The organism is Citrobacter sp. MNAZ 1397 (assembly GCF_023613995.1).
GTDB lineage: Bacteria > Pseudomonadota > Gammaproteobacteria > Enterobacterales > Enterobacteriaceae > Phytobacter > Phytobacter ursingii.
Genome location: NZ_JAKIVH010000010.1, coordinates 26,699 through 50,041 on the forward strand (window position 1 = coordinate 26,699; position 23,343 = coordinate 50,041).

At 54.2% G+C, this 23,343-nt stretch carries 22 protein-coding genes; 6 read left to right on the top strand and 16 right to left on the bottom strand.

The window, feature by feature from the left end:
* Positions 1-274 precede the first annotated feature (274 nt).
* A complete protein-coding gene (locus L2097_RS24520; RefSeq protein WP_250353845.1) occupies positions 275-628 on the top strand; it encodes a hypothetical protein in 354 nt (117 codons plus the stop codon).
* A gap of 102 nt (positions 629-730) precedes the next feature.
* Here L2097_RS24520 and metE read toward each other — a convergent pair whose 3' ends face one another.
* Positions 731-2,992 carry a 5-methyltetrahydropteroyltriglutamate--homocysteine S-methyltransferase gene (gene metE / locus L2097_RS24525; RefSeq protein ID WP_250353846.1) on the bottom strand — a complete coding sequence of 754 codons (2,262 nt, stop codon included), beginning with the start codon at positions 2,990-2,992 and terminating at the stop codon, positions 731-733.
* A 236-nt stretch (positions 2,993-3,228) separates the two neighbouring features.
* Here metE and metR point away from each other — a divergent pair, with 236 nt between their 5' ends.
* A complete protein-coding gene (gene metR, locus L2097_RS24530) occupies positions 3,229-4,182 on the top strand; it encodes an HTH-type transcriptional regulator MetR (protein WP_085006381.1) in 954 nt (317 codons plus the stop codon).
* On the opposite strand, the gene L2097_RS24535 is transcribed toward metR, so the two are convergent.
* The 3 genes from L2097_RS24535 to pldB all read right to left on the bottom strand — a co-directional run bounded on the left by L2097_RS24535 (position 4,070) and on the right by pldB (position 6,871).
* Positions 4,070-4,969: a carboxylate/amino acid/amine transporter gene (locus tag L2097_RS24535; protein WP_250353847.1), complete on the bottom strand. Its 900-nt coding sequence runs from the start codon at positions 4,967-4,969 to the stop codon at positions 4,070-4,072. The two genes, metR and L2097_RS24535, sit on opposite strands and share 113 nt — an antisense overlap.
* Before the next feature lie 79 nt (positions 4,970-5,048).
* A complete protein-coding gene (yigL, locus tag L2097_RS24540) occupies positions 5,049-5,849 on the bottom strand; it encodes a sugar/pyridoxal phosphate phosphatase YigL (RefSeq protein WP_047372286.1) in 801 nt (266 codons plus the stop codon).
* 26 nt (positions 5,850-5,875) lie between these two features.
* Complete coding sequence (gene pldB, locus L2097_RS24545; RefSeq protein ID WP_250353848.1) at positions 5,876-6,871, bottom strand: lysophospholipase L2; 996 nt, start codon at positions 6,869-6,871, stop codon at positions 5,876-5,878.
* A gap of 105 nt (positions 6,872-6,976) precedes the next feature.
* Here pldB and rhtB point away from each other — a divergent pair, with 105 nt between their 5' ends.
* Entirely contained in the window at positions 6,977-7,597 is a 621-nt protein-coding gene (gene rhtB / locus L2097_RS24550) for a homoserine/homoserine lactone efflux protein (RefSeq protein ID WP_047372288.1), read from the top strand.
* 228 nt (positions 7,598-7,825) lie between these two features.
* On the opposite strand, the gene rhtC is transcribed toward rhtB, so the two are convergent.
* The 3 genes from rhtC to pldA form a co-directional block, all read right to left on the bottom strand.
* On the bottom strand, positions 7,826-8,449 hold the full coding sequence (rhtC, locus tag L2097_RS24555) for a threonine export protein RhtC (RefSeq protein ID WP_229220919.1): 624 nt from the start codon (positions 8,447-8,449) through the stop codon (positions 7,826-7,828).
* A 61-nt stretch (positions 8,450-8,510) separates the two neighbouring features.
* Positions 8,511-10,337 carry an ATP-dependent DNA helicase RecQ gene (gene recQ, locus L2097_RS24560; protein WP_047372289.1) on the bottom strand — a complete coding sequence of 609 codons (1,827 nt, stop codon included), beginning with the start codon at positions 10,335-10,337 and terminating at the stop codon, positions 8,511-8,513.
* A 65-nt stretch (positions 10,338-10,402) separates the two neighbouring features.
* Positions 10,403-11,278: a phospholipase A gene (gene pldA / locus L2097_RS24565; RefSeq protein WP_250353849.1), complete on the bottom strand. Its 876-nt coding sequence runs from the start codon at positions 11,276-11,278 to the stop codon at positions 10,403-10,405.
* Positions 11,279-11,437: 159 nt separating this feature from the next.
* Between pldA and yigI the strand changes: the two genes are divergently transcribed.
* Positions 11,438-11,905 (top strand): acyl-CoA thioesterase YigI, encoded by a 468-nt coding sequence (yigI, locus tag L2097_RS24570; RefSeq protein ID WP_047372291.1) that lies wholly within the window; start codon positions 11,438-11,440, stop codon positions 11,903-11,905.
* 51 nt (positions 11,906-11,956) lie between these two features.
* A complete protein-coding gene (rarD, locus tag L2097_RS24575; RefSeq protein WP_047372292.1) occupies positions 11,957-12,844 on the top strand; it encodes an EamA family transporter RarD in 888 nt (295 codons plus the stop codon).
* A gap of 132 nt (positions 12,845-12,976) precedes the next feature.
* Here the strand turns inward: rarD and corA are convergent, their stop codons facing one another.
* From corA to lptM, 8 genes are all read right to left on the bottom strand, one after another.
* Complete coding sequence (corA, locus tag L2097_RS24580) at positions 12,977-13,927, bottom strand: magnesium/cobalt transporter CorA (RefSeq protein WP_039077036.1); 951 nt, start codon at positions 13,925-13,927, stop codon at positions 12,977-12,979.
* Positions 13,928-14,080: 153 nt separating this feature from the next.
* Positions 14,081-14,137 (bottom strand): YsgD/CorL family protein, encoded by a 57-nt coding sequence (gene ysgD, locus L2097_RS24585; RefSeq protein WP_212743980.1) that lies wholly within the window; start codon positions 14,135-14,137, stop codon positions 14,081-14,083.
* A gap of 148 nt (positions 14,138-14,285) precedes the next feature.
* Entirely contained in the window at positions 14,286-16,448 is a 2,163-nt protein-coding gene (gene uvrD, locus L2097_RS24590) for a DNA helicase II (RefSeq protein ID WP_039077035.1), read from the bottom strand.
* Between the two features lie 187 nt (positions 16,449-16,635).
* Positions 16,636-17,352: a 5-amino-6-(5-phospho-D-ribitylamino)uracil phosphatase YigB gene (gene yigB / locus L2097_RS24595; protein WP_047372293.1), complete on the bottom strand. Its 717-nt coding sequence runs from the start codon at positions 17,350-17,352 to the stop codon at positions 16,636-16,638.
* A complete protein-coding gene (gene xerC, locus L2097_RS24600) occupies positions 17,352-18,254 on the bottom strand; it encodes a tyrosine recombinase XerC (protein ID WP_047372294.1) in 903 nt (300 codons plus the stop codon). The genes yigB and xerC overlap by 1 nt, the downstream gene beginning before the upstream one ends.
* Positions 18,251-18,958 (bottom strand): DUF484 domain-containing protein, encoded by a 708-nt coding sequence (locus tag L2097_RS24605; RefSeq protein ID WP_047372295.1) that lies wholly within the window; start codon positions 18,956-18,958, stop codon positions 18,251-18,253. Before L2097_RS24605 ends, xerC begins: the two co-directional genes overlap by 4 nt.
* Positions 18,955-19,779, bottom strand: a complete 825-nt coding sequence (dapF, locus tag L2097_RS24610; RefSeq protein ID WP_039077031.1) for a diaminopimelate epimerase — start codon at positions 19,777-19,779, stop codon at positions 18,955-18,957. The genes L2097_RS24605 and dapF overlap by 4 nt, the downstream gene beginning before the upstream one ends.
* 36 nt (positions 19,780-19,815) lie before the next feature.
* The gene (gene lptM / locus L2097_RS24615) at positions 19,816-20,019 is read right to left on the bottom strand and encodes an LPS translocon maturation chaperone LptM (protein WP_047372296.1); all 204 of its coding nucleotides are present in this window, start codon (positions 20,017-20,019) and stop codon (positions 19,816-19,818) included.
* A 137-nt stretch (positions 20,020-20,156) separates the two neighbouring features.
* Here lptM and cyaY point away from each other — a divergent pair, with 137 nt between their 5' ends.
* On the top strand, positions 20,157-20,480 hold the full coding sequence (cyaY, locus tag L2097_RS24620; RefSeq protein WP_047372297.1) for an iron donor protein CyaY: 324 nt from the start codon (positions 20,157-20,159) through the stop codon (positions 20,478-20,480).
* 80 nt (positions 20,481-20,560) lie between these two features.
* On the opposite strand, the gene cyaA is transcribed toward cyaY, so the two are convergent.
* Positions 20,561-23,104, bottom strand: coding sequence for a class I adenylate cyclase (gene cyaA / locus L2097_RS24625; RefSeq protein WP_047372298.1), 2,544 nt, complete (start codon positions 23,102-23,104; stop codon positions 20,561-20,563).
* Positions 23,105-23,343: the final 239 nt, after the last annotated feature.

Consider the following 23,343-nt stretch of genomic DNA (forward strand, 5'->3'; position numbering starts at 1 on the left):
AGTGACTTTTATCCTTCAGATAGCGGCCTGTATCTTGAGCCATGTGGTGGAACTGCGCTTACAAAGTTCAATTGTGTCCTGATTAAAGGAATACCAGTTAAACCAGGCCTCGTAACACTTCGAATCGTAGGGTCGGGTTATATTGCTATGTTCGAAAAAGCTCCACATTTCGACAAAACCTACACCATTAATGTTCTGGACCATTAACATACATATTCAGAAGATGAATAGCATCACTATTCGCTATAGGTATAACTCAAGGATAAATTAACACATGGATAAAATCTTTATACTGATGATGACAATATGTTTGACATCATGTAGCCAACATTTTTCTTTCTTACCAGAAAACCCCAAGTTACATGATGCCGTAGTACATCAGCCTTATTCGGCGAAAATCACTATTTTCGGCGCCCCTGTTATTAGTCCCGGTATAGAATTACGTCTTGCTCCAGAAAATACGGGTCTTACCATCAAATATTGCCAGATCCCAGAGTGGCGAATGTCAGACAAAACAACAGATACCCGTGATCTGAATTGCATACAGGTGCAAGCACCCCCGTCAAAACAGGGGGTTGTCACCTTCCTGGTTGCAGGAGGTGGTTACGCACATATGTTTGAAAGTTAAAAGGAATTTGAAAAAACCTTCACCATCAACACTCTGGCTTCAGAAGACAAGTAAATAAAGCGATCGCCTGGCGATCGCTTTTCATTATGAGCCACCAGCTTCTTACGCCTGACGCAGGTTCTGCGCCGCTTTCACCATATTCGCCAGGGCGCTTCGGGTTTCTGGCCAGCCGCGGGTTTTCAGGCCGCAGTCCGGGTTTACCCACAGGCGCTCTGCCGGGATACGCTGGGCGGCTTTGGTCAGTAACGCCTCGATCCATGCCACGCTCGGTACGTTCGGCGAGTGAATGTCATACACACCGGGCCCGATTTCGTTCGGGTATTCAAACTCTTCGAACGACTCCAGCAGTTCCATATCCGAGCGCGACGTCTCAATGGTGATCACGTCTGCATCCAGCGCGGCGATGGAATCCATAATGTCGTTAAACTCGCAATAACACATGTGGGTATGGATCTGGGTGTCATCCCTCGCCACGGCCGCACTGATGCGGAAAGCCTCTACGCCCCACGCCAGATAGGCATCCCAGTCGCGGCGGCGCAGCGGCAGGCCTTCACGCAGGGCCGGTTCGTCAATCTGGATGATGCCGATACCGGCGGCTTCCAGATCCGCCACCTCATCGCGCAGCGCCAGGGCAATTTGTTTAGCGATGGTTTCACGGCTCACGTCTTCACGCGGGAAGGACCAGCACAGAATCGTCACCGGCCCTGTCAGCATGCCTTTTACCGGCTTGTTGGTCAGGGACTGCGCATACTTCGCCCACTCCACAGTGATCGCTTCCGGACGGCTGATATCGCCAATCACCACCGGCGGCTTCACGCAGCGGGAGCCGTAGCTCTGCACCCAGCCGTTCTGGGTAAAGACAAAACCGTCGAGATGCTCGCCAAAGTATTCCACCATGTCGTTACGCTCGGCCTCACCGTGGACCAGCACGTCCAGCCCTAAACGCTCCTGCTCCACAATTGCCTGCTTAATGTGTTCAGCGATACCGGAACGGTAGTTGTGCGCGTCCAGATTGCCCTTTTTGAAGTCCAGGCGCAGACCACGGATCTCAGTGGTCTGCGGGAAGGAACCGATGGTCGTGGTCGGCCATGCGGGCAGGTTAAAGCGAGCGCGCTGTGCTTTGGCGCGGTCTTCATAGGTACTGGTGCGCTGGCTGTCTTCTGCCGTGATGGCCGCCAGACGCTGCGAAACGGCGGTATTGTGCACACGGGTTGAGTGGCGACGCGCATGAATCGGGGCGCTCCAGGCCTCAATTGCAGCAGTATCACCGCTGTTCAGCGCATCGCGTAAAAGTGCCAACTCTTCACATTTTTGCAGGGCGAAGGCAAACCAACTCTTCACTTCCGCATCCAGACGCGTCTCTATGTTCAGATCAATCGGGCTATGCAGCAGGGAACACGAAGAGGCCACCCACAGCGGGCGCTGCCCTACTACCTCTTTAATCTGCGCATATTTTGCGCTCAGGTCGGTACGCCAGACGTTACGACCATTCACCAGCCCTGCCGAGAACAGCCAGTCAGCGGGCAGACGTGTGTGCAGTTCGGCAACGTTATCTTTACCGTGGACAAGGTCAACGTGCAACCCCTGTACCGGTAGCGTGATGAGGGTGTCGAGATTTGGTGTTACGCCTTCAAACCAGGTGGTCAGCAGCAGTTTCACCTGGCCTGCGAGTACGTCATAAGCCGGTTTGAAGGCATCCAGCCAGTCTTGCGGCAACTCCAGTACCAGCGCGGGCTCGTCGATTTGTACCCACTCGACGCCGCGTTTCGCCAGTTCAGCCAGCACCTGTTTGTAGACGGGCAGAATGTCATTAAGCAGGCTTAGTCGATCAAACTGTTCACCTTTCACTTTGCCCAGCCACAGATATGTCACTGGCCCCAGCAGGACAGGCTTCACGTTGTGCCCCAGCGCCAGCGCTTCGTCGACTTCTTCCAGCAGTTGCGTCCAGGTGAGTTTGAACGACTGCCCTTTCACGAACTCCGGCACTATGTAATGGTAATTGGTGTTAAACCATTTGGTCATTTCCGCCGCTGCCGCCGGTTCACCGGTCGGCGCACGGCCACGACCAATGCGAAACAGGGTATCGATATCGACGGAGCCGTCACTGTTCTGATGACGAGCCGGAATGTTGCCGAGCAGCAGGCTGGTGGTCAGAACATGGTCGTACCAGGCGAAATCCCCCACCGGCAGCAGGTCGATACCCGCCGCTTTTTGCTGATCCCAGTGGCGAGCGCGCAGTTCGCGCCCTGTCGCCAGTAGCGCTTCACGGGAGGAGTTACCCGCCCAGTAACTTTCTTGCGCTTTTTTCAGCTCGCGACGCAGGCCAATGCGAGGGAAACCGAGGGTGTGGTTTAAAACTGTCATATGTGCTTCCTCTAATTAATTGTAAATCCAATGGATTTTGAATTTAGGGAAGGCGGCAAGTTTGCTTATCTCCGGGAGCTTACTGGAGTAAGTGACCGGGGTAAGTAAACGCAGCCAACGCACCATAAATTTAAAAGACGAAGGATTTTAGCCGTCCAGATGTTTACACATCCATAATTGACAGTTACTGTATCCTCCTCAAGCGCAAATTTGTCATGCCGAAGTGAAGGACTTTCATGATCGAAATTAAACATCTGAAAACGCTACAGGCGTTACGGAACTGCGGGTCGCTGGCTGCCGCGGCGGCGGCATTGCATCAGACGCAATCCGCACTTTCCCACCAGTTCAGCGATCTGGAACAGCGCCTCGGCTTTCGGCTATTTGTGCGCAAAAGCCAGCCGTTACGCTTTACGCCGCAAGGAGAGATCCTGCTCCAGCTGGCCAATCAGGTGCTGCCGCAAATCAGCAGCGCATTACTGGCCTGCAATGAACCGCAGCAAACCCGCCTGCGCATCGCGATTGAATGCCATAGCTGTATTCAGTGGCTGACACCGGCGCTGGAGAGTTTTCGCACCCAATGGCCGCATGTAGAGATGGATTTTAAATCGGGGGTCACCTTCGACCCGCAGCCCGCGCTCCAGCAAGGTGAGCTGGATCTGGTGATGACCTCGGACATTCTGCCGCGCAGTGGTTTGCACTATTCGCCGATGTTTGATTTTGAAGTGCGGCTGGTACTCTCCCCGGATCACCCGCTGGCCTCACGCACGCGGATCATCCCGGAAGATATCGCCACCGAGACACTGTTGATTTATCCGGTGCAGCGTAGCCGCCTGGATATCTGGCGTCACTTCCTGCAGCCGGCAGGCATCAGCCCTCAGCTTAAAAGCGTGGACAATACGCTGCTGCTGATTCAGATGGTGGCGGCGCGGATGGGCATTGCCGCCCTGCCGCACTGGGTGGTGGAAAGTTTTGAACGCCAGGGGCTGGTGGTGACAAAAACCCTGGGCGAGGGATTATGGAGCCGGCTGTACGCTGCCGTGCGCGATGGCGAGCAGCGCCAGCCGGTGACCGAGGCATTTATTCGCTCAGCGAGGAACCACGCGTGCGACCATCTGCCGTTTGTGCGGAGCGCGGAGCGACCCAGCGCCGATGCACCCACAGCGAGGCCAGTATCACCGTCCCACCAATGATAAAACTCGGCCAGTGCGGCTGCTCCTGCCAGATGGCAAGGTTAACCAGCAGCCCGGCCGGGACATGCACGTTATTCATGATGCCAAGCGTACCGGCATCCACCTGCGTCGCCCCGTAGTTCCACATAAAGTAACCCAGCCCGGACGCCACGACGCCCAGCCACACCAGGATGCCCCATTGCAGGCTGGTGGTCGGCAGTTTTTGCGGATTCCCCAGCAGGAACCAGGCGATAACAGCCACAATCGCGGCGCCAAGGTAAAACCAGGCAAAGGCGTTGTGCTGCGGCATCGGGCGTGTTTCCATCAGGCGCTTATACCCCACCATGCCGATGGCGAAACTGAGGTTGGCGAGTTGCACAAACATCAGGCCCGTCCAGAAGTGGTCGCTGACTTTGTCGTAACGGATAATCGCCGCACCCACCACCGCCAGTAGCGCACTCAGGGCATAGCCCCAGCGTAAGCGCCGTTTGCTGAGAAGATCATAAATCAGCGTGATATAAAGCGGCGTCAAAACGGTGAACAGCAGGAACTCCGAGACGCTCAAATAGAGGTACGCGCGGAAACTGAACAGGTACATGATGCCAAGTTGCATCGCCCCCACCAGCATGTAGAGCAGGATCGTTGTTAGCGTTTGCCCACGGGTACGCAGGAATGGTAAGAAAACCAGAGCCGCCAGGCCCACGCGCATCAGGACCGAAAAATAGCTGTCGACGTGCCCGGCAAGGTACTCGCCAATCAGGCTAAAGGAAAAGGCCCACAGGATCGTGGTGATGATGAGTAACGCCACAATGAATGTCTCACAGAATAAGGAGCACCCATTGTAGCGGAGTCTTCGGTTGACAACTGGTCAATAAACGACCAAAAAATCAGCTCAGATAGAGTTTACGCAGGTAATTTGGCACGGCGTTGTCGGCGTTAGTGCCAATGACTTCCAGCTCCGGATGCAAATCCTTCAGACGCTGGTGGGCGTTGCCCATAATGCACCCTTTACCGGCCATCGAGAGCATTTCGGCATCGTTCATGCCATCGCCGAACGCGATGCACTCTTTCAGACTGTAACCGAGCGCCTTCGAAACGGCTTCCAGCGCGTGCCCTTTCGACACCCCGCCAGCCATGACTTCCAGGCATGTCAGCGTCGAAAAACTGACGTTCACGCGATCGCCCCAGCGGGCATTAATCGCCTGCTCCAGCGGAAGCAGTTGTTCATGTTTTTCGCAGGTAAAGAAGACCTTGCTGATACCCTCAGGTTCCAGCATGCCTGGCTCATAGAGGGAATACTGGAAAATCGCCTCTTTGAAGAAACGCATTTCGTCCGGGCGGTGGCGGTTCATAAACCACTCATCATCGCGATACACATTGGTGATGATGTCCGGGTTGTTATGCACTACGCCAAACAGATCGCTGGCAATATCCCGATCCAGATTATGAGTGAAGACCAGATTGCCATCGGTATCGTGAACGCGCGCGCCATTAGAGGTGATCATATACGCCTTGATCCCCAGATTATCGCGGATTTGCCCGACATCCACGTGGTGGCGGCCCGTGGCGAAAACGAAATTCACTCCGCGCTCGGTGAGCAGCTTCAACGTTTCTTTCGCGTAAGGGGAGAGTGTGTGGTCGGGGGAGAGCAATGTGCCGTCTAAATCTGACGCAACAACCTGATACATAGGAAACGTTAACCTCAATAATTCATTTAGTTATATCGATCGAAAAAATCGACGATAGCGTTGAGCGCGACTGAGCGCATAGCGTCCTCTTCAAAGAGGATCTCATGGTACGCGCCCTTGATGACAAGCGGCTTCCCCCCTTCGCAGGGATGGCCCGCCGCGGCGCGCATTTCACAAAAGCGATCGTGCATGCGGTTATCGACAACGCGCTCTTCTTCTGCCTGAATAATTAACATGGGCGATGTGTCTGAGGCGGCTCCCGCCAGTACCTCTTCACCGGCCAGGATACCTTCCCGCACCCAGTGCCAGGTGGGCCCGCCCACGCGGAGTTCAGGCTCGTCGGCGTAGAAACGCAGGTTCCGCCGATAACGTTCGCGACTGTGGGTCAACGTGTTCATGGCAAAGGGCAACGCATGCCAGCGACCAGTGCCAATGGCATAATTCTCGCGAATACGCGGGTAGCCTTCCGCCCAGTCCAGCAGCGGACGCACCATCCAGTCCGGCAGGTGAATAATAATGCCGAACATCGGCGCGCAAAGGGCAATGGCATCACAGTTGGCTTGTGGGTGGCGTTGCACAAAGAGCGTGGCAATCGCGCCCCCCATCGAATGGGCCAGAATATAACGCTTACGCCACGGGCCGGGCATCACTTCCTGCTCCCAGAACGCCGTGAGATCATCAACATAATCACTGAAATTGACCACATGGCCGCGATGAGAATCTTCCAGCAAGCGACCGGAACGCCCCTGACCGCGGTGGTCGATGATGAGCACATCAAAGCCGAGATGGAACAGGTCATACGCCAGCTCAGCATACTTCACATAGCTTTCAATTCGACCAGGGCAAACCACGATAACCCTGTCATGTCTGGCGGCATGGAAACGGACAAAGCGCACCGGGATATTATCCACACCGGTAAATTCTGCCTCTTCCCGTTGCCGCCAGAAGTCGGTTAACGGGCCAGTGGCAAAGGCAGCAAACGCGCTTTCTCTGGTTTCCCACTCCTTGTTTTGCCGGAACATTGGCTACGCCCTCACTTGCGCGACAAAAACGTTTTTGTGACCTGTAGCTAATTCCGCTAACAATAGCGTATTGTGGCATAAAAACAGACAATCAGGGAGTTTCTCATGACCTTCGAGTGGTGGTTCGCTTATCTGCTGACATCGATCATTCTCAGCCTGTCGCCCGGCTCCGGCGCGATTAATACCATGACCACCTCGATAAGCCACGGTTATCGCGGCGCGGCGGCGTCCATTGCCGGGCTACAAACCGGCTTAGGCATTCATATTGTGCTGGTCGGCGTGGGTCTGGGCACCCTTTTCTCCCGCTCAATACTGGCGTTTGAGGTGTTGAAATGGGCCGGTGCCGCGTACCTGATTTGGCTGGGCATTCAGCAATGGCGCGCTGCGGGTGCGATAGACCTCAACACCCTTGCGCATACGCAATCGCGGACACGTCTGTTTAAACGCGCGGTTTTCGTCAATCTGACGAACCCCAAAAGCATCGTTTTTCTCGCCGCGTTGTTCCCGCAATTTATTGCGCCCAATCAGCCGCAGGTGATGCAGTACGTGGTACTCGGCGTCACCACTATCGTCGTGGATATTATCGTGATGATTGGCTATGCGACGCTGGCGCAACGTATTGCCGCATGGATTAAAGGCCCGCGTCAGTTGAAAGCGCTGAACAAGGTGTTTGGTTCGTTGTTTATGCTGGTGGGGGCGCTACTGGCATCGGCAAGACATGCCTGAGTTTTGGCGGTCATGTCGTCCCGGATGCGGCGCGAGCGCCTTATCCGGGCTACGGGTTCGGTGCCCGATCGTAGAGGGGAGAGGGATCCCGACAAAAATGCGAGCTCGATCGGTTCCCTCTCCCTGAGGGAGAGGGCCAGGGTGAGGGGGAAAATGCGGCTCGGGAGGTGGGTTCCGTTCACAGTATCTACCAACAATCAAGACATGCGTGAATTCGCCCGAAAACAATCAACGCGAAATGATCAGATGGATACCGAAACCTGCAAACAGCGCACCGGCAAAACCATCAATCCACTTCGCCAGACGCTGATAGCCGCGACGCATCGCCGGTAAAGCAAACAAACTTGCCACCACGGTAAACCAGGCGAAGGTTTCCAGGGTGATCAGCAGAAAGATGCCCCAGCGCGCACCTGCGCCCACGCTGTCGCCGACAAACAGTGAAAACACCGAACCGAAATAGATAATCGCTTTTGGATTCGCAAGGTTCGTCAAAAGCCCCTTCATAAAGCTTCGACCACTGCTGGTTGCCAGTTCAACCTCCGGCGCATCGGCTTTTTTCTCTTCTTTTTTCAGCGCACCGCGCAGCATCTGATAGCCCATCCAGCACAGGTACAGGCCACCGCCAACCATGATAATGCTGTGCAGCCAGGCCATTTTTTCGAGGATCAGGTTAAGACCGAGCAGTGCAACACCTGCCCACACCATCACGCCTGTGGTAATGCCGAGCACGCCCATCATCGCCTCTTTGCGGGAGCGGCTGACGGCAGTTTGCGACACAAAGAAGAAATCAGGACCGGGGCTCATCAGGGCAACAATGTGCACCAGGGCGACGGTGAAAAACAGTATTAGCATGATCAACTCGCGGGAAAATAATAAAGGGGATGACTATCCTGGCACTTTTCGTTCGTGCTGACTACTCATCATCACCGTCAACATGGGCACGAATCAGCGCCATAAACTCCTGGCCAAAGCGCTCAAGTTTGCGGACGCCAACACCGTTAACGCCGAGCATTTCGCCTGGCGTAATGGGCATCTGTTCGGCCATTTCAATCAGCGTTGCGTCATTGAAAACCACGTACGGCGGCACGTTATTTTCATCGGCAATCGCTTTACGCAACTTGCGTAGCTTCGCAAAGAGTTTGCGGTCATAGTTGCCGACCGCCGCCTTTTGCATCACGCGGGATTTCAGGGCGACCATGCGCGGTACAGCCAACTGGAGCGGTACTTCGGCGCGCAGCACCGGGCGGGCGGCTTCGGTCAGTTGTAAGGCGGAGTGCTGGGCGATGTTTTGCGTGACCAGACCTAAATGAATAAGCTGGCGGATGACGCTCACCCAATGTTCATGGCTCTGCTCACGGCCAATACCGTAGACCGGCAGTTTGTCATGCCCCAGGTCGCGGATACGCTGGCTGTTGGCGCCACGCAGCACTTCTACCACATAGCCCATACCGAAACGCTGATTCACCCGATAGATAGCCGAAAGCGCCTTCTGTGCATCTTTCAGCCCGTCATACTGGCGTGGCGGATCAAGGCAAATATCGCAGTTACCGCAGGCTTCCTGGCGCCCTTCGCCAAAGTAATTGAGCAAGACCAGGCGGCGGCAGGTTTGCGCTTCGGCAAACGCCCCCATTGCATTGAGCTTGTGGCGCTCAATATCCTGCAACTGTCCGGGGGGTTTTTCTTCAAGACAACGGCGCAGCCAGGCCATGTCTTCCGGCGCGTAGAACAACATCGCCTCAGCGGGCAGGCCATCACGCCCGGCGCGACCCGTTTCCTGATAGTAAGACTCGATATTACGTGGAATGTCGAAGTGAACCACAAATCGCACGTTGGGTTTGTTAATCCCCATACCGAACGCAACAGTCGCGACCACGATTTGCAGATCGTCGCGCTGGAATTTCTCCTGCACGCTGGCGCGCACCTCGTGTTCCAGCCCGGCATGATACGCCGCAGCGCTAAAGCCCCGGCTTTGCAGGCGAGCGGCGGTGTCTTCCACCTTCGCCCGGCTGTTGCAGTAAATAATTCCGGACTTGCCGCGCTGGTCGTGTACATAGCGGAGAAGCTGATCGAGCGGTTTGAATTTCTCCATCAGCATATAGCGGATATTGGGGCGGTCAAAACTGCTGATCTGAATCAGCGGATCGTTCAATCCCAGCAGACGTTCAATATCTCGACGTGTGGTGTCATCCGCCGTGGCGGTCAATGCCATAAAAGGCACAGATGGCAGATACTGACGAAGCTGACCGAGTGCGGCATATTCAGGACGGAAGTCATGGCCCCATTGGGAGATACAGTGCGCTTCATCGACCGCCAGCAGTACCGGGTTCCAGTGCGTCAGTTGCTCAAGGAAGTTATCAAGCATCAGCCGCTCGGGAGCGATATACAGCAGACGGATTTGCCCGGTGCGGCAGCCAGCCATCACCTCAAGCTGTTGTTCACGACTTTGCGTTGAGTTCAGACAGGCCGCAGCAACGCCGTTAGCGAGTAACTGATCAACCTGATCTTTCATCAGTGAGATCAGTGGCGATACCACCACCGTAAGACCAGGCAAAATCAGTGCCGGAATTTGATAACAGAGCGATTTGCCGCCACCGGTAGGCATGACAACCAGACAGTCGCGGCCGCCGAGCACGGTATCAATGATATGTTGCTGACCCGGACGGAACTGCTGGTAGCCGAAGGTTTCCCGTAAAACTTCCAGGGCTGTCGATTCCAGATTCAATACTTCCGCCTGCGCCACATTTACTCCACTCGACAAAATAAAACAGGCGCTATTTTCAGCGCCTGCTCATGAAACTGCAATGCTTAAAACAGATCGTTAAGCATTACACCGACACCGACACGCGTCTGATTGAAATTGTAGTCAATTAACGACTCGCCATAACCGCTGTACACCTGGGTGTAGAAACGGACATGTTTGGTAATCGGATAGCTTACACCGACCTCTGCGCCACCGTAGCCAGTGTGCCAGTTGTACTGCCCTTTGACGCTGAAAATGGCATCACCATACTGGTAGCCTACACGCAGTTGATAGTGACCGAGATATTTGGTGATATCCGGGTTATCGTCGGTGTTTCCTACAACATACCAGGGTTTTACTTCCACCAGCCAGTTGCCATTTTGCGCCATCAAACGCGTATAGAGGCGATTCCAGCTACGCGATGTGGGATCAGAACGGCCATTGGAGTCATGGTTAAAGCCAAACTCAATATCGCGTAACGTCCAGCCCGCAAAGCTGTAATCGGTGGCGAAGCCGAGGAACATTTGTGGTTCATAGTTGGTTTCGCGAAATGGCGAAGAAGCCGGTTCCTTGGTATTAGAAAGCTGCCACCACGATTTTTGCGTGTAGGAAGCGCCCAACACGGAATTCGGACCGAGTATGCCGCGCCACAGCGGGAATGCCAGGCTGAGCTGGAATTTTACTTCATCCTTACGCGCTTCATCAGACCAGCTGTATGAACGAATGGCTTCTTTATTCATGTCGCTAGTGTAGGTATAAAGCAGGTAGTTCGACTCGTACGGATAGAGCGTGAACGGATTATCATGCTCCTGCAGCATATTCGCGATAATACTACCGCGCACAGCAGGCGCATCATGAACTTCTTTTACTGTCGCTTCCTGCGCAAAAGCCGCAAAAGGCAGCGCACACAATGCCACAAACCAACCCAGAAACGTCCGCATCGGTTTTCTTCCCCTGAACAATGTTGATGAACTGAATATTTTTACAACATCTATTCTACATATTTATTGAGACGCTGCGCAGGTATCCTGTCTTAAACTGGAATTCAACAATTTAGAGGCATAAAATCAACATTTCATTAACCTAACGGAAGTGTCACTATGTCTGCCGTCCTCACAGCAGAATCCGCATTAAAACTCGTGGGCGAGATTTTCGTCTACCACATGCCTTTCAATCGTGCGCTGGGGCTGGAGCTTACCCGCTACGAGAAGGATTTCGCCCAGCTCAGCTTCAATAACCAACCTATGATGGTGGGAAACTGGGCGCAGAGCATTTTGCACGGCGGGGTGATTGCCTCCGCACTGGATGTCGCCGCAGGTCTGGTGTGCGTTGGCAGCACGCTGACGCGCCATGACACCATTACCGAAGAGGAGTTGCGCGCTCGCCTGTCGCGAATGGGCACCATTGATTTGCGCGTCGACTATTTACGCCCGGGTCGTGGCAATCGCTTCACCGCCACCAGTACGCTACTGCGTGCGGGAAACAAGGTTGCGGTCGCTCGTGTCGAGTTACATAACGAAGAGCAGCTCTATATCGCCAGTGCGACGGCAACCTATATGGTGGGTTGAGCAGCAAAAATCAGGTAAAATATTGTTACTTTTTAGCAACGAGTTTTCCTGATGGATGCAAAACAGACGCGGTTAGGGGTAATACTTGCTCTGGCCGCTTATTTTATTTGGGGTATCGCGCCGGCCTATTTCAAAGTCATCTGGTTTGTTCCCGCCGATGAAATTCTGACTCACCGCATTATCTGGTCCTTCTTCTTCATGATCGCCCTGATAAGCGTTAGTCGTCAGTGGTCGCAGGTGAAACAGCTTTTACATACGCCAAAGAAAATCTTGCTGCTGGCGGTGTCCGCCGTGCTCGTCGGGGGTAACTGGCTGCTCTTTATCTGGTCGGTGAACAATCACCATCTGCTGGAAGCAAGCCTGGGCTATTTTATTAACCCACTGGTGAATATTCTGCTGGGGATGGTGTTCCTTGGTGAACGTTTCCGCCGCATGCAGTGGCTGGCGGTAATACTGGCTGCCAGTGGCGTACTGGTACAGTTGTGGGCCTTCGGCTCCTTGCCGATTATCTCACTGGGCCTGGCTTTTAGCTTCGCCTTCTACGGACTGCTGCGTAAAAAAATCGCCGTCGACGCGCAAACCGGCATGCTGGTGGAAACGCTGTGGTTGCTGCCCGTGGCGGCTATCTGGCTGTTTGGGATTGCCGACAGCGCCACCAGCCATATGACGCAAAACAGCTGGTCGCTTAATTTGCTCTTGATGGCCGCCGGGGTGGTCACCACGGTTCCTCTGCTGTGCTTTACCGGGGCGGCGATGCGTCTGCGCCTGTCAACACTGGGTTTCTTCCAGTACATTGGCCCAACGCTGATGTTCCTGCTGGCAGTGACGTTTTATGACGAGCATCCGGGCGCAGACAAAATGGTGACATTCGGGTTTATTTGGGTCGCGCTCGCCATCTTCGTAATGGATGCGCTGTATACCCAACGCAGGGGTCGATAATTCCCGGCATCAGGATCCCGTACCGCTGATGTCGCTGCGTCTTAAATCAGCCGGAGCAGGTGAAGGAAGCCACGCGCAATAAGATCCGTAAAGAAAGGTTCAGCAGAATTGCTGAACCTTTTTGTTTTAGATTTACAGCCAGTTACGACGTTTGAAGTAGAGATATGGCGCCAGCCCGGCGAGGATCATAAAGACAATCGCGCCTGGGTAGCCAAAACTCCAGTGCAGCTCAGGCATAAACTCAAAGTTCATCCCGTAACTGGAGGCCACCAGTGTCGGCGGCAGGAAGACAACGGAAACGACCGAGAAGATCTTGATGATCCGGTTCTGCTCAATATTGATAAAGCCCATTGCCGCCTGCATCAGAAAGTTCACTTTCTGGAACAGGGATTCATTGTGCGGCAGCAGAGATTCGATATCGCGCAGGATTTCGCGGGCCTGCTCCAGCTGACCGCCAGGCAAACGCGCTTTACGCACCAGGAAGTTCAGCGCGCGCTGGGTATCCATCAGGCACAGACGCACTTTCCAGCCGATATCTTCCAGCTCCGCCAGCGTCGAGAGCGCTTCGTCATATTCATCACCCTGATGACCTTCCATGATCACACGGCTGAGTTTTTCCAGATCGCTGTAGATGTTTTCGATTTCATCTGCGAGTTGTTCGATTTTGGTCTCGAAGAGGTCGAGCAGTAACTCATAGGCGTTGCCATCAACCATTGCCTGGCTACGGGCGCGCATGCGATAGAGACGAAATGCTGGTAACTCGCGCTCACGCAGGGTGAACAGGCGGCCTTCGCGGATAGTAAATGCCACAGTAGAGTTGCCTGCGTGGTCTTCCGCATCTTCAAAGAAGAAGAAGGAGTGGATGTGCAAGCCGTCTTCATCTTCAAAAAAACGCGCAGACGCTTCGATGTCTTCCAGTTCCGGGCGTGTCGCCAGGTTCTGACCCAATTCAGACTGCACACGGGTTCGCTCGTCATCGTCCGGCTCGACCAGATCAACCCAGACGGAACTGGCGAGGTGCTTTATTTCGTCAGCTTCGAGACGGGTTAAACGATTATTTTCCAGTTGAAATGCGCTCAGCATAGCCGGGACTCCCAATGCAAAAATGACTGGACAGTTCGGTTGGGCACACAAGAAACATTTGGCGTTTCAGACCATTAAACAGCCTGACTCAGCGCGACGGGAATACAGCAGGTCGCTGACAACCACTAAGGCCATCAGCATGAGGAGATAGCCTTAGGAGTTGTTCCTGGATGACAGGGAATTGAGCCAGTATCTACTGGGTGTGTCCAAGGCGAATGTCCTCTTAGCGTGATCGTGCGCGCATGTTACGCCAGCAAAAATGAGGCGTCAACACGCAACGAAACGCTAAAGGGTAATATTTCCCCCTTAGCGTATAAGGCTAGCAGAATATTACAAAATAATGATATTTTTCTGAAAGTTACACTGTTTCAAGGCGTGCATAGGCAGCCACCAGCCATTTAATGCCCTGCCCCTGGAATGCGACCTGCAAACGGCTGTGTTCACCGCTGCCTTCCAGATTCACGATTGTCCCTTCGCCGAACTTCGGATGACGCACTCGCTGGCCCAGTTTATAACCCGTATCGTTCTCTGAAATCGGCGCGCCAAGGCGTTGATGACTGACCGGACGACTAACGGTAGCGCGCAGACGTACCTCTTCCACACAGTTTTCCGGCAGCTCGCCGATAAAGCGAGACGGACGGTGATAGGCTTCTTTGCCATACAGACGGCGGGTTTCGGCATAAGTCAGCGTCAGCTTCTGCATCGCACGGGTCACGCCGACATAGGCCAGGCGACGCTCCTCTTCCAGACGCCCCCCCTCATCCAGCGACATCTGGCTGGGGAACATCCCCTCTTCCATCCCGACAATAAACACCTGCGGGAACTCAAGCCCCTTGGCGGAATGCAATGTCATCAGTTGTACCGCGTCCTGCCAGGTATCCGCCTGCCCTTCGCCCGCTTCCAGCGCGGCATGGGAGAGGAATGCCTGCAATGGCATCAAATCTTCGTCTTCTTCGTTGTAGCTGAACTGGCGCGTCGCCGTCACCAGTTCCTCTAAGTTCTCAATACGCGTCTGGCCTTTCTCGCCTTTCTCCTGCTCGTACATCATCCACAGACCGGAATCTTTCACCACCCGGTCCGTTTGGACGTGTAGCGGCATGTCAGCCGTCTCCTGAGCCAACGCGTCAATGAGCTCCATAAAGCGCTGTAATGCACTTGCCGCGCGACCAGCCAGTACTTTCTCCTGCAACAATTCGCGTGTCGCCTGCCACAACGTTAACTGGCGATCGCGCGAAGTCTGGCGCACAACGTCCAGTGTTCTGTCACCAATCCCACGCGTCGGCGTATTCACCACGCGTTCAAAGGCGGCATCGTCATTGCGGTTTGCAATCAGGCGCAAATAAGAGAGCGCGTCTTTAATTTCCTGACGTTCAAAGAAGCGCATCCCGCCGTAAATACGATACGGCATGCTGGCCTGTAACAACGCCTCTTCCAGTACGCGTGACTGGGCATTACTGCGATAGAGAATGGCGCAGTGCTCCAGCGCACCGCCGCTCTCCTGCCAGGTTTTGATGCGGTTAACAACAAAACGCGCTTCGTCCAGTTCGTTAAAAGCACAGTAGAGCGAAATCGGCTCGCCATCGGCGCCGTCAGTCCACAGGTTTTTACCCAGACGACCGTTATTGTTTTCGATCAGGGCGTTCGCCGCGCTGAGGATATTGCTGGTTGAGCGGTAGTTCTGCTCCAGGCGAATTGTCTGCGCGCCGGGGAAATCGTTAAGGAAGCGCTGAATATTTTCCACCTGCGCCCCACGCCAGCCGTAAATAGACTGGTCATCGTCGCCAACAATCATCACTTTGCCGGTATCGCCTGCCAGCAGGCGGATCCAGGCATACTGGATGTTGTTGGTATCCTGGAATTCATCCACCAGGATATTGGTGAAACGCTCACGGTAGTGCTGCAGGATATGCGGCTTATTGAGCCACAGTTCGTGCGCGCGCAACAGCAGTTCGGCGAAATCCACCAGCCCGGCGCGATCGCAGGCTTCCTGGTAAGCCTGGTAAACCTTCTGCCAGGTCTGCTCGACCGGGTTACCGTAGCTTTGAATATGATGTGGGCGAATGCCTTCGTCTTTCTGACCGTTGATGTACCACATGGCCTGGCGCGGCGGCCACTGCTTCTCATCCAGGTTCATCGCTTTAATCAGACGCTTAAGCAAACGCAACTGGTCTTCGCTGTCGAGGATCTGGAAATCCTGCGGCAGGTTAGCATCCATATGGTGCGCACGCAGCAGGCGGTGCGCCAGCCCGTGGAAAGTACCAACCCACATACCGCCCTGGCTGGTTCCCATAAGCTGGCCAATACGGTGGCGCATTTCCGCCGCCGCTTTGTTGGTAAACGTCACCGCCATAATGGAATAGGGCGAGCAGTTTTCCACGGTCATCAGCCAGGCGATGCGGTGCACCAGCACACGCGTTTTACCACTGCCTGCCCCGGCCAGCACCAGCATGTTGCTACGCGACGCGGCAACCGCATCACGCTGTTTGTCATTAAGGCTGTCGAGCAGGTAAGAAACGTCCATTGGCACCGCCGGGTTAGTATGAAGCCGTTGCGCTATATCATTGGGTTTGCAGGAAGGCGGCAAGCACATGACTTCCCAGGAGCATAGATTAACTATGTAACCGGGATGAGTGAATTCAGCCAACGCACCTGTAGACCACAGGATGAAGCGCAACAACCCCTGGGAATTTATACAGAGCTTGTGGTGATTATATCAGCGTGGTGAGGGATGCCAACCGTGAAATCTCCAGATGCGGCAGCAAGCGGCTATCAGTCGCCGTCAGCAGGTCAGCCCCTTCCGGTTTGATCCAGCAGGCCTGCATACCACAGCGAATGGCACCAGCGACATCGGTCGTCAGATCATCCCCGACGTGCAGAATTTCCCCCAGCGGCATGTTCAGGCGTTGAGCCGCAAGGTGATACATATCGTTAAACGGCTTCGCACGCCCGTCAGGGCCAGCGCGCAGCACAAACTCAAAGTAATCGGCCAGTCCGAACAACGCCGGTTGCGCGTTGCCGTTAGTGATCGCCACCAGCGGCCATTTTTCAGCAAGCTTCGCCAGGGTTTCGTGAGTCTCTTGTGGCACATCAACACGGCTACGCCATTTCGCAAAGTGCTGCATTGCGGCTTGCGCCCCTTCTGCCGCCTCATCCGCCGTTAACCCCGCCTCCAGCATGGCGCGTTCAACCGCACGACGGCGCCATTCGGTCACATCGTGGTAGATCTCCGGTTCTGTGAGAAGCAGCGACTGACGAATGCGTTTTAAATCCGTGTTTTCCAGCGCATTCAGAGAAGGGTGATATTGTTGTACAAACGAAAGGGATTCTTGTTCAGTTCGCAGAATAACCGGACGGTTATCGTAAAGCGTGTCGTCGAGATCGAAAGTGATGGCCGAGATAAGGCCCACAGGCCGGTAAAATCGCATTATTTCCCCCGTTTGGCGCGTGGATGCGCTGCGTCATACACCGAGGCAAGGTGTTGAAAATCAAGATGGGTATAAATTTGTGTGGTGGCAAGGTTAGCATGCCCCAGGAGTTCCTGCACGCCGCGCAGATCGCCGCTCGACTCCAGCATATGGGTAGCAAAAGAGTGACGCAGTTTATGCGGGTGCACGTGGCTGTTCAGCCCTTGTTTGATTCCCCACTCGGCAAAACGTTTTTGTACATTGCGCGCGGAAATACGTTTCCCCAATTTCGAGAGAAACAGCGCCTCTTCTTCGGCGCCAAATAACCCGCGCAGATCCAGCCAGTGCTCAATCCAGATAACCGCATTACGCCCAACAGGTAAACGGCGCTCCTTGCTGCCTTTACCCATCACCCAGACTTCACCGCTTTCCAAATCCAGGTGTTTGATATCCAGACCCACCAGTTCGGATAAACGCAACCCGGCACCGTACATCACCTCCAGCATCGCCCTGTCGCGTACGGCCAGCGGATCGTTAAGATCGATATCCAGCAGACGATTGACGTCGTCCACGTCGATATTTTTTGGCAGGTGACGCGGCGTTTTCGGGGCTGAAACGCCCTTCGCGGGATTGGCCGGAAGCTCGCCCTGGCTCACCAGCCAGTCAAAGAAGCTGCGTAAAGCCGAAAGGCGTAGCGCCAGGCTGGCAGCCCCCAACCCTTTACGACGACTACGTACGGCGAAAGCCCGTACTGCGGCGGCGTCACATTGTTGCCAGCGCTGCAGGCCGATTTCCCCGGCAAGCGCAATGATGGCATCAAGCTGACGCTGATAATTGAGGAGCGTGATGGGGCTTAACTGACGTTCCACACCCAGATAGCGCAGGAAACGCGTGACAGCCTGGTGCAGGGGTGAATCGGTCATACGCGCTCGATCCAGCGCTCCAGCAGGTCCGGTAACATCATGGCGATCTCTTCCAGCAGTTGCGTGCCCTGTCCATGCTGGTAGTGATGCGGGTCGCGACTACTGAACAGGACCACGCCCAGATCGGCGTCTGGCCCCATCATTGTTACCGCCACAGAACCGATCGCTTTCGCTTCTGGCAAGAGTAAAAGCAACTCCGGTCCGTTCAGGGAACCGAGATAGTGCTGTTGTTGACCCAGACGCTGAATACGCAGTGGCTCAAAGGCCTGACGAGAGAGTGCAAGGTGGGTAAAACCGGACGGTGCGCCAAGACGCCAGCGGTCCGGGAACAGGCGGACGGTCGCACCCGCCAGCCCCAAATCTCTGGCCCACCGCTGGAAGCGATTCAACATTTCCTCAAGGCTTTTTGCCGAAGCCAGTTTGCCCTGCAGACGCAGCAGACGATAGAACAGGCCTTCATTGGCGCTGGCCTGCTCCATCAGCAACGTCATGTTCTCTTCCAGCACGTTGATATGGTTACGTGCCCGCACCATGTGCCACTCGACTAACGAAATCGAACCGCGTACGGGATGAGGGACACGAATAGCTTCAACAGCGTGTGCATTACGGATAAAAAACTCAGGGTTACGCAACAGATAATCGACGACAGCGTGGTCATCCAGTTCTGTAAACGTTTCCTGCAGTTCTTCCCCTGGTTGCTTCATAGATGAATAAATCCGTCGTAGACATGTGCCGCCGGGCCAGTCATAAACAACGGTTGGCCCGGTCCTTTCCATGCGATATCCAGCCGACCGCCTGGGAGTTCCACACGTACTTCTTCTGCCAGCAAACCTTGCTGGATGCCGACAGCTACCGCCGCGCAAGCGCCACTTCCGCAGGCCTGCGTTTCGCCCGCACCGCGTTCATACACGCGCAGTCGGATGTGATCGCGTTTGACCACTTGCATGAAACCAATGTTGGCGCGCTCAGGAAAGCGTTCGTGGCTTTCCATTACCGGCCCCAGCGTTTCTACCGGAGCGGTATCGACATCATCGACCTGGATAACGCAGTGCGGATTGCCCATTGAGACAACGCCGCACAATATTGTTTGTTCCGCCGCCCGCATAATATAGGTCTTTTCCGCTTTGTTCGCCCGGAACGGGACCTGTGATGGCTCGAAATTGGGCTCACCCATATTCACACGCACCAGCTCATCATCCGTCACGGTTAATACCATGCGGCCATTTGCGGTACTGACGCGAATATCACGTTTATTGGTCAACCCTTTCAAGCGCACAAAACGGGCAAAACAGCGGGCGCCGTTTCCGCACTGAGAGACTTCGCTGCCGTCAGCATTAAAGATACGATAGTGGAAATCGAGTTCGGGATCGTAGGGCGGCTCGACCACCAGCAGTTGATCGAATCCCACCCCGAGATGCCTGTCAGCCATCCGACGGATCAGATCAGGGGAAAAAAAGACATTCTGCGTTACCGCGTCGACGACCATAAAATCGTTGCCAAGGCCATGCATTTTAGAGAACTGCATCATCTACTCCATATACGCGGATACAACACGGGAACGTTAGTAATTCACCTGCGTTGGGCCATCATTATCGCCACGATCGTTACGATCCGGGGTCGTTGTCTGAATGGTGCTTTCGGTTTTTTTCGTAGGCGGCGGCGCATTTTTGTCAGCCGGCGGGAAATAGAGCGGCCCTTTCAGACCACAGCCCGTCAGGCTAAATAAGGTTAATAATACAGCCAGGGTTCGACACACGTCTTTCATTGTAGGTTGCCTGTTGGTTCATTCTTTCTGCTTTCTATCATCGCAGGAGAAGACACAAAAGCAAGAGTTTGCACTCTCCCTGCAGCGGGAAATGTTTCGCGTTATACTGCCGCCATCACGTAAAACGGGAAACGACAATGAACGACAGTGAATTTCATCGCCTTGCTGACACCCTGTGGATGACCATTGAAGAGCGTCTGGACGACTGGGATGGCGACAGCGATATCGACTGCGAAATCAACGGTGGCATATTGACCATCACCTTTGAAAACGGCAGTAAAATCATCATCAACCGCCAGGAGCCCCTGCATCAGGTGTGGCTGGCAGCCAAACAAGGCGGTTACCATTTCGATCTGAAAGGTGACGAGTGGGTTTGCGACCGTTCAGGCGAAACCTTCTGGGATCTGCTGGAACAGGCGGCATCGCAACAGGCGGGCGAAAAGGTGAGCTTTCGCGGCTAACACGTAGCAGGAATAAGACATTAAACCGCATCCGGGCGTCCCGGATGCGCTGCGCTTACCCGGGCTACCCGCAAAAAACGTCAGGAGAAGTACTGCTGCAACAGCGGCGCGTCGTTATCCTGATTGGCAGGTGCAACGGGCGTGATAGCCTGATTGCGGAACGGAATCACCTGCGCCCGGCCATCAACGTTCACGATTTGATAGAACTGCGGCAAATTGAAGTTGATAAAGCTTGAGCCATAAGTAAATCGGTCATGCGACGATGAATAGAAGCGGCTAACGTCACGCACCAGCTCCTCTTTGCTACCCTCGCAGTGGTGATACACTTCCGCACGGTTGCTTTCATCCAGAATATAAATATTAAAACCGTCATCGCCGGTCTCTTCGAAGAAGAACTGGATAATCCCTTCGCTGGCAAACCCGTCCACCACCTGCGGCAGTTTGACATGGTTCGTTTCGACCTGAACCGACAACCCGTGCAGTTTGTTATGTGAAATCGCGCCATAAAACTCAATCGCGTTTTCCAGTTTTTGCACTGACACATTCAGACGCTCGAAGAAGAGACCCCAGGTCTGTCCGGCTACACGTAACGCTTTGAAACGTCCGGTTTCCTGACGGGTACTGGAGAGGCGCAGCTCAATGCATTCAGAAACCAGTTGCTGAACACGCGTACGGATCAAACCGCGCAGGTGCTGGCTATAACAGAACACTTCAACGCTATCCGGTGGCGCGGCATCCTGATGCATTTTTCCTAAAATGGTTTTCAATGCTTCAATCATCGCCTGCTCACCGTTGAAATGCAGTGTACGCACTTCATTCCAGGAGTTGCGATAAAGCAGGTCGACGCTGCCAACCAGGCAGTTTTGCTGCTCGCCAAAGCTGAAAACATCAAGCTTACGGAAATCGAAATGCACGACCTGGTTACGGAATGCCGCAGTTGGGTCATATTCCAGGTTGACAATAATGGCCAGATGACGGATTTCGCAGGGGCTATATAGCGCTTTTGGCGTTGGCGCAGGCAGACGCAGCGGGAAGTGATGGGACACGTTTGCCACCATCTCCTGCAGTTTTGCCAAATCGACAATCCCATTACCTTTAATAAACAGTCGTGTACGTGAAGTCAGCAAGCCATTGAACCACGCCCACGCCACCAATTTGTTCAGGTAACGGTTATATTCCAGCGGCTGATGGCTAACGATAGAATCCATGTTTGGGGCGCGGTTGTACAGGTACCAACCCGTACGATTAGCACGGCCCGGCGGCACATAGATAAAGGTTAAATTGGGTTCGGAGAGATCCGGAGAAATCTGCGGATTCACCAGGGTGACCTTACCCGGCAATGCTTCAAAAGCGGCGTATAACTTACGGGTCAGCACTCCGATGTCCTGCGGACTGGCGGATACGCTCAGGTTGTTGCGGCGCGCAAAGCGAATCAGATTACGATAGCTCTGCATCATGGCATCAAGCAACTCGTTATGCGCTTCACGCACCTGGTCGATTTTCCAGTTTGCCCGGTTATCCAGCATGGTGAGACGCGCCTCGTCCCAACCCCACTCTTTCACTAGCTGACTGACGACTTCACGCCGCCAGCCCACACAAGCACGCTCACGGCTCAGTTTCTCACATACTTTTAAATAGAAACATCGACGCACAAGATCGAGACGGGTGAAATCTTCAATAGCGGTCAAATAATGCGTGACGCGCTCCAGCATCATGCAGTAGTGATCAAGACCGAACGAAACGATTTCGCCATCGTGCAGACGCTGTTTAATGTCTTTCGCCAACAGGCGGGTATTCGGATACTCCCAGGAATACGCTTCCAGCAGCAGGGTTTTCAGCACTGCCTTATAAGGGGAGTCGATACTTTTATAAAGTTGCCACAGGCTGGCACCGAAGTACTCTTCGGCAGACAGGGAGCTGAGGCCACCCAGGTCCAGCCATTCATTTGGCGTCAATACCCCCTGTGCATAGAGCGTCATGACGTAATCGTCATAGTGCTCTTCTTCATCGCCCGGCACCATATTCCACAGAATACGCTTACCGGCCAGACGCACGGCGGTACGATAGAATTCATCAAGTAACAAAATATGCTGCGTCGAGCCGCAGTCTTCACCACCCAGACTGCCGCTTTCATTATGGCGGAAACGGTTTTCATCAATTAAGAAGAAGCTAACTTCCACACCCAGCGATGCGGCCCAGCTCTCAAGCAGGCTGCATTTACGTTGCAACAGCTGGCGTTCTTCGTTATCGAGCCACGACTGGTGGCAAACCCAGATATCCAGGTCAGAAGAACAGCTTTGTCCTACCGATGAAGTACTGCCCATGGAGTAGACGCCGGTTATCGGCAACTCGCCTTTTGGCGATTCCTGCGGGGGCATTCCACGGTAGAGCTCAAGCTCGTTGAGGTAGTGGCGTTGGGTTTCATCAGGCGTGTAAAGACAGATGCCTTTTGGAACGTTACCTTCGAGGTAGCCCGGCATCAACGGATGATGATAGTGCAAAAGCGTGGGCAGCAGGCTGTAAACCTGCTGGAAAGCAGGGCCCATGGCCGCTAGCGCGCGATCCACACGCAATTGGTTGATGGCATCCAGCCTCTGTTTCAGAGTCTCAATATAGAGGTACAAGACGTATCGCCTGATGTTTACAGAAAGTCCAAAATCGCCGTCACCTTTTTTCGCCCTTGTCTTTATGGTGGTACAGACGAAAAAATGGTCTAAAACGTGATCAATTTAACACCTTGCTGATTGACCGTAAAGAAAGATGCGCTACATACCAGTTTAGCACCATTTACAATCTGTAAATTCCCAATTACGGCTGAGGGTGTGTCTCGTATTGACGGGACCGTGCTCACCTTACCTATGCA